Origin of the sequence: Stenotrophomonas sp. YIM B06876 (assembly GCF_030711595.1) — a bacterium.
In the GTDB taxonomy this organism is placed as follows: domain Bacteria; phylum Pseudomonadota; class Gammaproteobacteria; order Xanthomonadales; family Xanthomonadaceae; genus Stenotrophomonas.
In genome coordinates this window covers 31067-45545 of sequence record NZ_JAUJUJ010000019.1, presented here as the reverse complement: position 1 = coordinate 45545, position 14479 = coordinate 31067, and the positions used below count along the sequence as shown (strand labels likewise).

Here is a 14479-nt window from a genome sequence, read left to right as displayed (position 1 = left end):
TTAAACGCCCTCTTCGGAGGGCGTTTCCGCTTCTGTTGCGACTGAAATCTTCACCTGGAATTTCCGTCTCCTTAACGGCACTTTAATTTCTCCTTCACGTTGAGCTACTATCGGGTCACCCTCGCGGCATTTGGATCCGCATTCGGTTCCACCCGGGGCTATCCCTTTGTGCAACACCCAAGTCAACTTGGAGAGAGAGAGTCAATGAACCACCAGTCCAACAAGCTGCGCGATGCGGTAATCATCGCGCTTGTGACAAGCGCCGGCACCAGCGGCGCGGCATTTGCCCAGGAAGCCAGCGCCCCGACCAGCCTGGATCGTATTGAAGTCACCGGTTCGCGTATCCGCCAGGTTGACCTTGAAACCGCACAGCCGGTGCTCACCATCTCCCGTCAGGACATCGAGTCGCAGGGCTTCAGCTCGGTCGCCGACATCCTGCAGAACATCTCTGCCGCCGGCAGCCCGTCGTTCAGCCGCGCTTCGCCGCTGACCTCCAACCAGGAAGCCGGTGGCCAGTACATCGACCTGCGCAACCTCGGTGCGCAGCGCACCCTGGTGCTGGTCAATGGCAAGCGTCTGGGCATCAGCCCCAACGGCTACCAGGACGTGTCGTCGATCCCGAGCGTCATCGTTGAGCGCATCGAGGTCCTGAAGGATGGCGCCTCCTCGATCTACGGTTCCGACGCCATGGCCGGCGTGATCAACATCATCACCCGCAAGAACTTCGAAGGTGCCCAGGCCAACGCCTATGTCGGCCAGTACAGCCAGGGCGACGGCCAGAAGCAGAGCTATGACTTCCTGGTCGGCTTCAAGGGCGACCGCGGCTCGGTCACCGTCGGTGCCGAATACCACAAGGAAGAAGGCGTGTGGGCCAAGGACCGCTGGTTCTCGGAAGACACCCGTCCGGGTGACCCGCTCTCCGGTCTGACTACGGTCGGTCAGTGGGGCAACTACAACACCAATAACAATCAGTTTGCCCGCGACAAAAATGGCAAACTCGTGCTGGACAGCAAGGGTAATCCGACGCGCCTGGGTGCTACCTGGGCCGCCCCCAACCGCGGCAGCAATGCCATGGGTTCCGGTAATTTCCACCCGCAGGATCCGATCGCAGACACCAGCCGCAGCTCGGACCAGATGCATCTGCTGACTCCGCTCAAGCGCCGTTCGCTGTTTGTCAACGCAAGCTATGACATCTTCGACAATGTCCGCTTCAACGCCGACATGGGCTACACCAAGCGCGATTCGAACCGCCAGATCGCCGGTTATCCGACCCAATCGACCGCCATCGGCGCGCCCATGGCCGGCGCGGTCTATCGCACCAATGCCGACGGTACGCGCACCTTCGTCAGCAACGGCAGCTATTTCAATCCGAATGGCAACGCCGATCTGTATCAGGCAGACGTCGCTGGCTACCTGGACCCGAAGACCGGTCTGCCGGCGTTCTCGCAGACCAACAATATCGACTGGCGCCGTCGCGGCTGGGAAGTTCCGCGCACCACCGATACTTCCCTGACCACGTGGCGCTTCACCGCGGCCCTGGAAGGTTCGTTCGAGATCGGCGACCGCTATTTCGACTGGGATGCGGGCTATCTGTTCAACGAGAACGAAAGCACCATCATCAACAACGGCAACTTCTACATTCCGGCCGTCCAGGCTGCGGTGGGTCCGTCGTTCAAGAACTCCGCCGGCCAGATCCAGTGCGGCACCGCCGCCAATCCGATCGCGCTGACCAGCTGCGTGCCGTGGAACCCGTTTGCCGGCTTCGGTACCGGTGCGGTGGCCAACTCGCTCGACGATCCGGCAGTGCGCAAGTATCTGTTCCGCGAAGAGCATGCGGTCGGCAACACCAAGACCAACAGCTACTTCGCCAATATCGCCGGCTCGCTGTTCGCACTGCCCGCCGGTGACCTGGCGTTCGCACTGGGTTACGAATACCGCAAGGAACAGGGCGGCTTCTTCCCCGACGCCATTGCCCAGTCCGGCAACTCCACCAACCTGGCCTCGGGCCCGACCTCGGGTGGCTACTCCCTGGACGAACTCTATGCCGAGTTGAACATCCCGGTGCTGGCTGACGTCGCGTTCGCCAAGGAACTGACCCTGAGCGTGGCCAGCCGCTATTCGGACTACAACACCTTCGGCGACACCACCAACAACAAGTTCGGCCTGAAGTGGCGTCCGACCGACGAGCTGCTGGTCCGTGCCACGTGGTCGGAAGGCTTCCGCGCGCCGACCATCGGCAACCTGTACGGCGGCGGCTCGCAGAGCTTCACCACCGGTTTTGAAGATCCGTGCGACAGCGTCTACGGTGTCGCCAAGGGTTCGGCCAAGTGCCTGGCCGATGTCGGCGCGGGCTATCGCCAGCTGAAGCAGGGCTTCGTCCCGACCACGCAGAAGGGTGACCAGACGCCGGTGCCGTTCACCAGCGGCTCCAACCCGAACCTGCAGCCGGAAAACTCCGAGTCCAAGACCATCGGCTTCGTCTACAGCCCGGGCTATGTCCAGGGTCTGAGTGTGGCCGTGGACTGGTGGAACATCCGCATCGACAACACGATGGTGTCGGACAGCCCGAACCTGATCATGGAAGACTGCTATGTCGGCCTGATCGCCTCGCGCTGCGCCAACTTCACCCGTGATCCGGTCACCAAGATCGTCAACGATCTGAAGTACGGCCTGCGCAACGCCGGCTTCACCGAGACCGAGGGCTTCGACTTCGACGTCAACTACGCGCAGGAAACCGGCTTCGGCCGCTTCGGCGCCAAGTGGGCCACCACGTATGTCAGCAAGTACGAGTCCAAGGCGACCAACGATCCGGCGACCGTGCCGAACCACTGGAACGGCCGCAACGCCTACTTCCGCATCCGTTCCAACCTGTCTTTGACCTGGAAGCTGGAAAACTGGTCGGCGATGTGGGGTATGCGCTACTTCTCCGGCAGCAAGGAAAACTGCTCGTACCTGGACCGTTGCACCACCCCGAACTGGGCGGCACCGGAAACGCTGGGCAAGATTTCGCCGAAGAACAACCTCGGTTCCAACACCTTCCACGACGTCCAGGTTGCCTGGTCGGCTCCGTGGGATGCGCGGATCGCCGTGGGCGCCAACAACGTGTTCAACCACATTTCGGCCCCGTGGTACTCGCAGGCCTCGTCCAACTTCGCCTACTACGGCGGGTTTGATATCGGCCGCACCGTGTACCTCAAGTACCAGCAGAACTTCTGATCTGAACCTCAGATACTTCTGATACACGACTACGGCCCCGCAAGGGGCCGTAGTTTTTTGCGGACAGTGGGAGTCAAGCCCCCGATGAACAGCGGCATCCCCGGCTGACCCTCTCAACCCGAAACCGTTCTCAGCCACTGCGCACGGCTCCGGTCGTTCCGCACTGGTCGCACCGCCGCAGAATTTCCGGACACCGCGGCTGTCCCGTTTACCGGCAAAACCCTGCGGGTCGCATGCCAGCTCACGGGCTCAACGTCCATGAAACAGCCCGCTTGTGACAGGACTGCAAGTCGCCGCCCCGCGGGACCGGAAACCCGTTGTACTGAACGGCGAACGCGAGACCGCCGCTGCACTCGCGTGCCTGCGGTACGGCCACCACCTTGGAGGTGACATGGCCTCCTTGCTAGAGTCCGACCCTTCGGACTCGCTGAGGTCGCACCGCAAAAATGCATTCGACTCCACCTGTCGGCTCCGAGGGCGACGTGAAACTCCGCGCCCTGTCTCTTCTGCGCGCCGGCCAAACCGAGGCAGCGCATGAGCTGTTTCTGGAAGAATTTCAGCGGGCGCCCGCTCCAGCGGCCATCGCGCTTTCCGAGTTGCTGGAGGCCAATCCGGCAAATGAAACGTTGCAGCGCTTGCTTGCACGGATGCTGGAGAACGGGACAACGCAATCCGCCCTGTGGCGTACCGCCGGGCGGCTGGCCGCACGCAACGGCGACATGCCTCAGGCTATTCATCACTTTTCCAGGGCCCATCAGCTGGAACCCGGCGATGCCGACAATGCATTGCTGCTCGGCATTTCCCTGCTGCGGACCGGGCGGATGCTGGAGGCATTGCCGCCGTTGCGCGCGGCCTATCGGCTGCGCCCCGACCCGATCGCAACCCAGGCCCTGGCTGACGCTGAATTTGAAACGGATCATCCCGCGCTCGCCCAGCCGCTGCTGACGAAGCTGCTTGAGCAGGCCCCCAACGACACCCGGCTGCGGCTTCGCCTGGCCGAGACGCACAGTCAACTGGGAGATCACGCGCAGGCCCTGGCGCTTTATCGCGACGGCCTGTTGATCAGTCCGCACGATGCAGCCTTGCATATGGCACTGGCCCAGGCCGAGGAAGATGCAGGGGAAAAAGATGCCGCTGCCGCGGCCTATCGCGAAGCACTGCGCCTGCAGCCCGGCTGGGCAATGCCGTTGGCCGGATTGATCGGCCTGCTGCGGGGCCAAACTCCCCCGGATCTCCTGGACGCCGCCCGCAGAACACTGGACAACCCGCAGATCAGTCCCGGAGAGCGCGCCTCCACCGGTTATGCCCTGGGTAAAGCGCTGGACAGCCAGAAGCGCTATGCCGATGCGATGCACATATGGGACAAGGCCAATGCGGCGCGGGAGATCCAGGCCGGTCGATTCAACCCGGCACAGCTGTCCGGGCACCTGGAATCAATCGAGCGCAGCTATCGCCCCGGCCGCTGGAAGCAGCGGGAACGCGCAGCCTCTGAGCCACGCATGGTCTTCATTGTCGGCATGCCCCGCTCGGGCACCACCTTGACCGAGCGCATTCTCGCCGCGCACCCCGAGGTGCATGGATGCGGCGAGCTGCCCGACCTGCCGCGGATCGCCCGGGAGCTGGGGTCGGGCTGGCCCTCGGTTGCCATCGACCTTCCTTCCGGGACCCTGGCCAAACTGGCCACGGACTACCTGCAATCCGCCAGCCGGCATGCACGCACCGGAACGCGGGTGCTGGTGGACAAAGCCCCGCTGAACTTCTTCCAGCTCGGCTTGGCCTGCTCGCTGTTTCCCGATGCACGGGTGATCTGGTGCCGGCGCGACCGCAGGGACGTGGCGCTGTCGATCTACAGCGAAAATTTCTCGCCCGCGTCGACCTTTGCTACCCGCCTCGAGAACATCGCCGCCTACCAGGACGCCGAAGACCGGCTTCTGGCGCTCTGGCAGCAGGTATTGCCGTTGCCAATTCTGGTGCAGGACTACGAGGCCCTGACCCGCGAACCGGAAGCAGGCGCCCGACGCCTGCTCGCGTTCCTGGGGCTGGAGTGGAACCCGGACGTACTGCTTTCCCACCGCCAAACCGGCGGTGTGCAGACGCCCAGCCGCTGGCAGGTCCGGGAACCCGTGCATACCCGTTCCATCGGCCGCTGGCGGAACTACCCGGGAAAATTCTGACCTCTTGCGGGACAACACCAGCCCAATCACACCCTTTGTTCAGTAAATGTGAAGTTTCCGGAAGGCCTACCGCGTTCACAAATAAGTTTCAACTGAAAAGGTTAACGAGACTTTAATTTGCTCCAACACCGATATAACATCGGCCCGACCTCGAGTTTTTGTGCCTTCCTTTTGGCACCGCTTGAAGGATCACCGGGAGTTTTTCCCAGCCTCAACCTGAGAGAGAGATATGAACCTGAAGAGTACTCGTCTACGTGACGCGATCACGCTCGCCCTGCTGTCGGGCGTCGCTGTCACCGGAACCGCCTTCGCTCAAGACTCCTCGTCAAAAGGCGAGCCTTCCACCACACTTGACCGCATCGAAGTCACCGGCTCGCGCCTGAAGCGCGCCGAGATTGAAGGCGCCCAGCCGGTCACCGTCATCGATCGCGTCCAGATCGACGCCAGCGGTGAGACCTCGGTCGCCGACTACCTGCGTACCACCAACTTCAACTCGGTCGGCCAGTTCCGCCCGCAGTCGGGCAGCTCGGCCCAGGCCGGCGCATTCGCCGACCTGCGTGGTCTGGGTGGCCAGCGTACGCTGGTGCTCATCGACGGCCACCGTGCGCCCAAGGCGCCGTTTGCCGCAGGTTCGGGTACCGACCTGAACACCATTCCGCTGGCTGCGGTTGAACGCATCGAAGTACTGACCGATGGCGCCTCCGCCATCTATGGTGCCGACGCGGTGGGCGGCGTGATCAACATCATCACCCGCAAGGACTTTGAAGGCGCCCAGGTAATGCTCGGCAAATCGGATCCCAAGTGGGGCCGGACCGATGAAGGCTCCATCCTGTTTGGCGCTTCCGGTGACCGCGGCCGCATGATCGGCGGGTTCTCCCATAACCGCCGGGCGATGATCTTCACCAACTCGCGTCCGTGGGGGCAGACGCTTGGCGTGTCGACCTACGGCAACAACTATCGTTCGTTCGACCCGGTGACCGGCAAAGAGCTAGTCGCCACCACGGCCCTGCCGGGCGGCTGCACCAACGAGAACTTCTACCTGTTGCCCAACGGGCGTTGCTCGTACAACTTCAACAAGGTCGCCGCCGACGAAGCGGCCACCCGCAACAACTCGTTCTTCATGAACGGTGAAGTGCAGGTCGACGAGAACTGGTCGGTGTATGCCAACACCAGCGTCTCCAACACCACCAGCTTCGGCCGCTACGCCCCGACCCCGGGTGCCGTGGCCATCGCCCCGGACGCCGCGCAGAACCCGGTGCCCGGCGCCCTGACCTATCTCTACCACCGCTTCGCCGCGGCCGGCAATCGCGACAACACCACCGACGGCACCGTCTACGACGTGTTGCTCGGCACCCGCGGTGCGGTTTCCGACAGCATCGATTTTGACGGCGGTGTCCGCTACAACACCTACCGCTACAAGGAGCTGGGTCGCAACTACATCGTCGCCTCCCTGGCCGAGCAGGCCATCAATGACGATCTTTACAACATCTACAACCCGGCGGCCACTCCCGAGGATGTGCTGAACTCGATCAAGGCCACCATCAGCCGCGACAGCGTCTTCACCACCAAGGAAGCCTTCGCCAACCTGACCTTCAACGATCTGTTCCAGATGGGCGGCGGTTCGGCCAGCTTGGCCGTGGGTGCGGAGTTCCGCAAGGAACAGTTTGACGACGTGTACGACTCGCTGTCTTCGGCGGGCGTGGTCCTGGGCAGCTCCGGTGCTTCGGCCGGCGACAGCCGCAAAGTCACTGCCGCGTACTTCGAGATGCTGTTCCCGATCACCTCGACCTTCGACGCCAACCTGGCAGGTCGCTATGAGAAATACAGCGACTACGGCAACAACTTCGCCCCGAAACTGTCCCTGCGCTGGCACCCGATTGACAGCCTGACCCTGCGCGGCTCGGTCGGCAAGGGTTTCGTTGCCCCGACCCTGGATGTCATTTCGCAGGCCACGGCGTTCTCCGCCGACTCGGTCTACGATCCGGCCAGCTGCCTGGACCAGGGCGCCGGGACCGCCGCAAAGTGCGCCGCCTTCGCCAATAAAACCGACCTGCAGGTGGATTCCTACCGCGAGAAGGCCGAAGGCCTGGGTGCGGAAAAATCGACCCAGTACCAGGTGGGCGGGGTGTGGGATGCCACCAGCTGGCTGAACGTCACCCTCGACTACTGGAACATCCAGATCAAGGACCGTATCGCCTTCTTCAGCTCGCAGAAGCTGATCGATATCGAGCTGGGCAGGGACCCGACTCCGTTCCCCGGCGCGCCCTGTTCGATCATCCGGGACAAGGCGCTGGCCAACTCCCTGGGCAGTCCGATCAAGGAAATCCACAACTGCTACTTCAACCAGGGCAAGGTCAAGACGGACGGTGTCGATCTGACGCTGCGCACCAACTTCGATCTCGGCAATTGGGGCTCGCTGGCCAATATGATGCAGGCCAGCTATCAGCGTTCGTACACCATTGACGGTGGCGAAAACCAGGCCGGCCTGCAGGGCTTCCCGCACACCCGCGCCACGCTCAACAACACCTGGAGCCGCGGCGACTGGAGCGCGGTCTACAACGTGCGTTACATCGGCTCCAATGGCTCCAACACCGACGGCGATTACACCAAGGCCTATGTCACGCATGACGTCCAGCTCAGCCTGGCGATGCCGTGGAATGCCAAGGTCATGCTCGGCGTCAACAACCTGACCAACAAGCTGCCGGAACTGATTGCCTATGACGGCCGTCCGTTCAACTTCTATCTGTATGACGCCTACGGCCGCAGCCCGTACGTGCGGTACGAACAGCGTTTCTGATAGCAGTTGATTTGCAACAACAGAAAGGGGAGCCTTCGGGCTCCCCTTTCTGTTTCCACTTCATGACCGACATCGACGCACATGCGCGTAATCGCGACTCGTGGAGCCGCTACTGGGCAGCGCAGCCGGCGCACTCCCTGCCGGGCTCGTTTGACGATGGCTATGCCGGCAGCATCGCCGCCTTCTGGAAGGACGTGTCTGCGGAATTGCCGCCGCAAGCCGCCGTGCTGGATCTGGCAACGGGCAACGGCCCGGTCCCCCGGTTGCTGATGCGGCTACGGCCGGACTTGCAGATCGACGCGGTGGATGCCGCTGACGTTGCCCCGCAGTGGGCATCCGATGGCCGCTCCATGCCGCGCTTTCACCCACGCGTGCGCTGTGAGGCACTGCCGTTTCCAGAGGCCACGTTCGACCTGATAAGCAGCCAATACGGCATCGAATACGCCGAATTGTCTTCAAGCCTTGCCGAGGTGGCACGGGTGCTACGCGACGGCGGCACCTTTGCCGCGGTCGTGCATTCGCGCGATTCACGCATCGTCACGGTTGCTGCGGAAGAATTGGCGCATGCCAACGCGTTGCTTCTTCCCGGCGCTGCACTGGACGCCATCACCGCACTGGTACCTTTCATGGCACTGGCGGGGAAACAGGACACACAGCGCGCGTTGAACGCCAATCCGTGCGCGGGCGTGGCAAGGGACCGGTTCAATCAATCCATGGACCTTGTCCGATTCGCCGCCAGCCGCAGCAGCACGCCAGACCTGCTGCGGGAGCTGCTGCAATGGGCGCCGCAACTGCTCGCCTTTACGCGGACCACCGGCCAGGTGGATGCCGCCCTGCAAGCCTGTGATCGCTATCGGGAGCAGCTCGAAGATGCCGTCGAACGCTATCGCGCCTTGCTGGTCGCCGCCAGATCTCTCGGCGAAATGCAGCAGTTGGTCGAGGACCTGCGCGCGGTCGGCATCCAGCAAAGCGGCATCGCGAACCTGCTGCATGACGGCCACACGCTCGGCTGGTCATTGCGCGCCTGTCGCCAACACCGCTAGCGCCGCCCCCTTACCAAGCCATTGTCCTTAGAGGCTGATGGTGCGGACGAAGCGACAGACACCCCGGGCACACCGCTCTTTGCCCCGAGCGGAAACTGCTGCCTGCCTCACGCCGGCAGCCCGGACCTGATTCTCAGCCCGGAATCAATGTCTCGATGACGTGTTCAACGTAGGCCTCGAAGTCCTCGCGGGCCTGCCTGGGCTGTTGCAGTTGCAGCGACAGCTGCAGGAAACCGACATAGGCGGCATAGGCCAGGCGGGCGCGGTGCTGCGCATCGGTGCGGCTGAGGCCGGCCTGGCGGAACGAGGCCACCAGGTATTCCATGCGCCGCTGCGAAACGCGGTCGATGACCGGCCGCACCATCGGATGGTCCAGCGCCTTGAGCAGCTCGCTGTAGATGATGTGCGGGGTGACTTCGTGGGCAGCGAGCTGGAACAGCGCGCGCAGGCGGGTACGCGGATCGGCCACGCCCTCCAGGCTGCCGAATACCTGCTGCTGCTCGACCAGCTCCCAACGCTCCAGCGCCGCCTGCAGCAACGCATCGCGCGAGGGGAAGTGCCAGTAGAAACTGCCCTTGGTCACGCCCAGCCGCCGCGCCAACGGTTCCACCGCCACCGCCGCCACACCTTGTTCGGCGATCAGGTCCAGCGCGGCCTGTGCCCAGTCCTCGGCGCTGAGCCGGCTGTTGCGCGCGCCACGGGTTTCACCGGAAGAAGCTGATGTGTCATTCATTTCCAGATTTAACCATACGCTGCGGTTGGTTGCAGTACGCCGGCGCGGCTGCAGCAAGGGGAAAACAGTACCGGGAGCCGCCTGGCCGCCAAACCATACCGGCAAGTATTGACATGTCCGACCACCCATCCATACCATCAGGTATGGAAACATACGCCGCTTTTGCCATGAATTGCGTGGAGCTCGAGCTGAAGGGCGCCCACGGCATCCGCCTCGCCGCGTCCAGAAGTCCGGGCGACAAGAGCCCGATCCTGTTCGCCCACGGCTTTGGCCAGACCCGCGGCGCATGGAACTCCAGCGCCGCGGTGATCGCAGCCGCCGGCTACGGCACGCTGAGCTATGACGCACGCGGCCATGGCGGCTCGGACTGGAATGCGGCCGACCAGCCCTACGACGGCGAGCAGTTCACTGACGACCTGATTGTGGTTGCCGGCGAGCTGGCGCGGCCGCCGGTGCTGGTGGCCGCTTCGATGGGAGGATTGTTCGGGCTGATGGCCGAATCGCGCTGGCCGGGTCTGTTCTCGGCGATGGTGCTGGTGGACATCACCCCGCGCTGGGAGACACGCGGGGTTGATCGCATCCTCGCCTTCATGAGCGCCCACCCGCACGGCTTTGACTCACTGGCAGTGGCGGCCGACACCATCGCCGCGTACATGCCGCATCGTCCGCGCAAGAGCGAGGAGTCGCTGCGCGGTTTGTTGCGGCCCACGCCGGATGGACGCTGGACCTGGCATTGGGATCCGCGGCTGGTGGCGGAACTGGCGCGCGACAGCGAGCAGCACCAGAGCACGATCACCGAAGCCGCACGCCGCATCGAATGTCCGCTGCTGCTGGTCAGTGGCGGGCGCAGCGATCTGGTCACGCCGCAGACCGTTTCCGAATTCCTGTCGCTGGCACCGCATGCACAGCACGTGCATCTGCCCGAGGCCACGCATATGGTGGCCGGTGATGACAACGACGCATTTACCGCCGCTGTGTTGAACTACCTGGACGCCCTGCCCGCCGCAGCGTCCGCCCTAACCAAGCACGTTACCGGAGCACGCCCATGAGCATTGTCGTCCCCTTTATCGCGGTGTTGCTGGCAGGCGCGGTTGCCGCCTACCACCGCATGCGCCTGGCCACGTGGACGGTGGCCAGCGCGGTGCTGCTGGTCGCCTGCTGGTTCCTTGGCATCAACCAGAACGCCACCCTCATCGCGGCCGCCATCGTCGCGCTGATCAGCGTGCCGTTGCTGCTGCCCTTCATCCGCAAGCCGCTGATCACCGGCCCTTTCATGACGGTGTTCCGCAAGGTGCTGCCGCCGCTGTCCAAGACCGAACGCATCGCCCTGGAGACCGGTTCGGTCGGTTTCGAAGGGGAGCTGTTCACCGGTGATCCGGACTGGAACAAGCTGCTCAACTATCCCAAGCCGCAGCTTACCGCCGAAGAACAGGCCTTCCTGGACGGTCCGGTGGAAGAGTTGTGCAAGATGATCAACGACTGGGAAATCACCCATGTCCTGGCCGACCTGCCGCCGGAGATGTGGGAGTTCATCAAGAGGAACCGCTTCTTCGGCATGATCATTCCCAAGCAGTACGGCGGCCTGGGGTTCAGCGCGCTGGCCCACCACAAGGTGATCCAGAAGCTGGCGTCGATGTCGAGCGTGGTCAGCTCCACCGTCGGTGTGCCGAACTCGCTCGGCCCGGGTGAACTGCTCAACCACTACGGCACCCAGGAACAGAAGGACTACTACCTGCCGCGTCTTGCCATCGGCGAAGAGGTGCCGTGCTTCGGCCTGACCGGTCCGTTCGCCGGCTCCGATGCCACCTCGATTCCCGACTTCGGCATCGTCTGCAAGGGCGTCTGGAAGGGCGAGGAAGTGCTGGGGCTGAAGCTGACCTTCGACAAGCGCTACATCACCCTGGCGCCGGTGGCCACGCTGATCGGCATGGCGTTCCGCATGTACGATCCCGATGGCCTGCTGGGCGATACCAAGGACATCGGCATCACCCTGGCGCTGCTGCCGCGGGACACCGAAGGCGTGGAAATCGGCCGCCGCCACTTCCCGCTCAATTCCACGTTCCAGAACGGCCCGATCCGCGGCAAGGATGTGTTCATTCCGCTGACCCAGCTGATCGGCGGCGCCGAGAAGCGTGGCCTGGGCTGGAACATGCTCAACGAATGCTTGGCTGTTGGCCGTTCGATCACCCTGCCCTCCACCGCCAGTGGCGGCGCCAAGGCCGGCGCGGTGGTGACCGGCGCCTATGCGCGCATCCGCAAGCAGTTCGGGCTGTCGGTCGGCCGCTTCGAGGGCGTGGAAGAAGCGCTGGCCCGCATCGGCGGCAAGGCCTACAAGATCAGCGCGCTGTCACAGGCCACCGCCGCTGCGGTGGATCGTGGTGATGTGCCGTCGGTGCCGTCGGCGATCGCCAAGTACCACTGCACCAACATGAGCCGCGAAGTCATCGCCGATGTGATGGACGTGATCGGCGGCAAGGGCATCATCCTGGGACCGCGCAACTTCGCCGGCCGCAGCTGGCAGGCCGCGCCGATCGCGATCACCGTGGAAGGCGCCAACATCATGACCCGCTCGCTGCTGATCTTCGGCCAGGGCGCCATCCTCTGCCATCCGTGGGTGTTGCAGGAAATGAAGGCCGCCCAGGACCCGGATACCAGGGCCGGGCTGCGCGAATTCGACAGGAGCCTGTTCGGGCATATCCGCTACGGCATTTCCAATGCGGTGCGCTCGTTCTGGTTCGGCCTGACCGGCGCCCGCTTCGGCGCCGCGCCGGGCGATGCCTACACCCGTCGTTTCTTCCGCAAGCTGGACCGCTACTCGGCCAACCTGGCACTGATGGCCGACATCTCGATGATGACGCTGGGCGGCAAGCTGAAGTTCAAGGAGTCGCTGTCCGGCCGCCTGGGCGATGTGCTCAGCCACATCTACATGACCAGCGCGATGCTCAAGCGTTACCACGACGAGGGCGCGCCGGTGGCCGACCAGCCGCTGCTGGCCTGGGCGTTCCACGACAGCGTGCATACCATCGAGGAATCGCTGTCGGCAGCGCTGCGCAACTTCCCGATCCGTCCGATCGGCTGGCTGATGTGGCTGCTGGTATTCCCGCTGGGCCGCCGCGCCGAGGCACCGGGCGACCGTCTGAGCCGGCGTGTGGCCGCCTTGCTGATGTCGCCCAACGACGCCCGCGAACGCCTGGCCGAGGGCGTATTCCTGACCCCGTGCGAGAACAATCCCGGTGGCCGCATCAACAGCTACCTGTCCAAGGCGATCATGGCCGAGCCGGTGGAACGCAAGTTCCTCAAGGCGATCAAGACCAAGGGTATCGAAGCGCTGACCTTCGCCACCCAGCTGGACGAAGCTGTGGCCGAAGGCGTGATCAGCCAGGACGAACGCAGGCTGCTGGAAGAGCTGCGCGAGCTGACCCTGGACACCATCACCGTGGACGACTTCGATCCGCACGAGCTGCGTTCGGCCGGCTACTACGACCTGCCCGGCAAGCAACGCCCGCAGCACGCGGCGTAACCCATCGACAACGCAACACCAGCGGCGGGCCAAGTGCCCGCCGTTTTCATATCGGGAATCCCGCCATGAGCACTCCATTGCTTTCGCTGTACCGTCGCATCACCCGCTGGCCGGCAGGACATTGGCTGTTCTCGCGTGCGGTGTGTTTCAAGGCCCCCTACTTCGCCAGCATTTCGCCGTTGGTGACCCTGCTGGAGCCGGGCCGCTGCGAGGCGCGGATCCGCCAACACCGCCGCATCAGCAACCATATCGGCACCGTACATGCGATCGCCCTGTGCAACCTGGCCGAACTGGGCGGCGGGCTGATGGTCGATGCATCGCTGCCACGCGACATGCGCTGGATCCCCAGGGGCATGGAGGTGAAGTACCAGGCCAAGGCCCGCGGTGTATTGAAGGCGGTGGCGACACCGGCACTGCCCATCGTCAGTGCAGCCAGCGGCTATGACCTGCCAGTGAAGGTCAGCGTCACCGATGCGGCTGATGTCGAGGTGTTCCAGGCAACGATTGCGATGTGGGTATCACCGCGCAAAGCATGAGCCCGGCAGAGGCTGCCTGGAACCTCCGGGCACACACTATCGGCAAAGCCCCCAGCCGGCCCATGCCCGGCTCCGCCGGTTCACAGCGCGCGCAGCAGCAGCGCCAGAATCGCGGGCAACGCCTGGATATAGAAGATACGCCGGCTCACGCTCCACGCGCCGTAGCAACCGGCCACCACCACGCAGGCCAGCGAGAACGTCACCAGCACCGGCGCCTGCAGCACCAGGCCGATGAGGATGCCGGCAGCGAGGAAGCCGTTGTACAGACCCTGGTTGGCGGCCAGCACGCGCGTGGCCTGCGCCTTTTCCGGCGTATTGCGGAAGGTCTTCAACCCCGGCGGGCGTGTCCACAGGAACATTTCCAGCACGAGAAAATATCCGTGCAACGCGGCAACCAGCACGGTCAGCAGCAACGCCAGCATCGTGATCGGGGACATCGGCCCTCCTCCGTCGGAGCATT

At 63.8% G+C, this 14479-nt stretch carries 9 protein-coding genes; 7 read left to right on the top strand and 2 right to left on the bottom strand.

Translation table 11 applies throughout. From position 1 onward, the window contains the following. The first annotated feature begins 204 nt into the window (after positions 1 to 204). From QZH66_RS09415 to QZH66_RS09400, 4 genes are all read left to right on the top strand, one after another. The gene (locus QZH66_RS09415) at positions 205 to 3216 is read left to right on the top strand and encodes a TonB-dependent receptor (RefSeq protein ID WP_305805683.1); all 3012 of its coding nucleotides are present in this window, start codon (positions 205 to 207) and stop codon (positions 3214 to 3216) included. A gap of 482 nt (positions 3217 to 3698) precedes the next feature. After that, on the top strand, positions 3699 to 5390 hold the full coding sequence (locus tag QZH66_RS09410; protein WP_305805682.1) for a sulfotransferase: 1692 nt from the start codon (positions 3699 to 3701) through the stop codon (positions 5388 to 5390). Positions 5391 to 5619: 229 nt separating this feature from the next. Beyond that, positions 5620 to 8187 (top strand): TonB-dependent receptor, encoded by a 2568-nt coding sequence (locus QZH66_RS09405; protein ID WP_305805681.1) that lies wholly within the window; start codon positions 5620 to 5622, stop codon positions 8185 to 8187. A gap of 62 nt (positions 8188 to 8249) precedes the next feature. Next, complete coding sequence (locus QZH66_RS09400) at positions 8250 to 9230, top strand: class I SAM-dependent methyltransferase (RefSeq protein ID WP_305805680.1); 981 nt, start codon at positions 8250 to 8252, stop codon at positions 9228 to 9230. A gap of 133 nt (positions 9231 to 9363) precedes the next feature. On the opposite strand, the gene QZH66_RS09395 is transcribed toward QZH66_RS09400, so the two are convergent. Then, a complete protein-coding gene (locus QZH66_RS09395; protein ID WP_305805679.1) occupies positions 9364 to 9963 on the bottom strand; it encodes a TetR/AcrR family transcriptional regulator in 600 nt (199 codons plus the stop codon). 143 nt (positions 9964 to 10106) lie between these two features. Between QZH66_RS09395 and QZH66_RS09390 the strand changes: the two genes are divergently transcribed. From QZH66_RS09390 to QZH66_RS09380, 3 genes are all read left to right on the top strand, one after another. Beyond that, positions 10107 to 11012 (top strand): alpha/beta hydrolase, encoded by a 906-nt coding sequence (locus QZH66_RS09390; protein ID WP_305805678.1) that lies wholly within the window; start codon positions 10107 to 10109, stop codon positions 11010 to 11012. Further along, positions 11009 to 13483: an acyl-CoA dehydrogenase gene (locus tag QZH66_RS09385; protein ID WP_305805677.1), complete on the top strand. Its 2475-nt coding sequence runs from the start codon at positions 11009 to 11011 to the stop codon at positions 13481 to 13483. Before QZH66_RS09390 ends, QZH66_RS09385 begins: the two co-directional genes overlap by 4 nt. 65 nt (positions 13484 to 13548) lie before the next feature. After that, complete coding sequence (locus QZH66_RS09380) at positions 13549 to 14019, top strand: hotdog fold domain-containing protein (protein ID WP_305805676.1); 471 nt, start codon at positions 13549 to 13551, stop codon at positions 14017 to 14019. A gap of 80 nt (positions 14020 to 14099) precedes the next feature. Here QZH66_RS09380 and QZH66_RS09375 read toward each other — a convergent pair whose 3' ends face one another. Next, positions 14100 to 14447, bottom strand: a complete 348-nt coding sequence (locus tag QZH66_RS09375) for a DUF1304 domain-containing protein (RefSeq protein WP_305805698.1) — start codon at positions 14445 to 14447, stop codon at positions 14100 to 14102. Positions 14448 to 14479 lie beyond the last annotated feature (32 nt).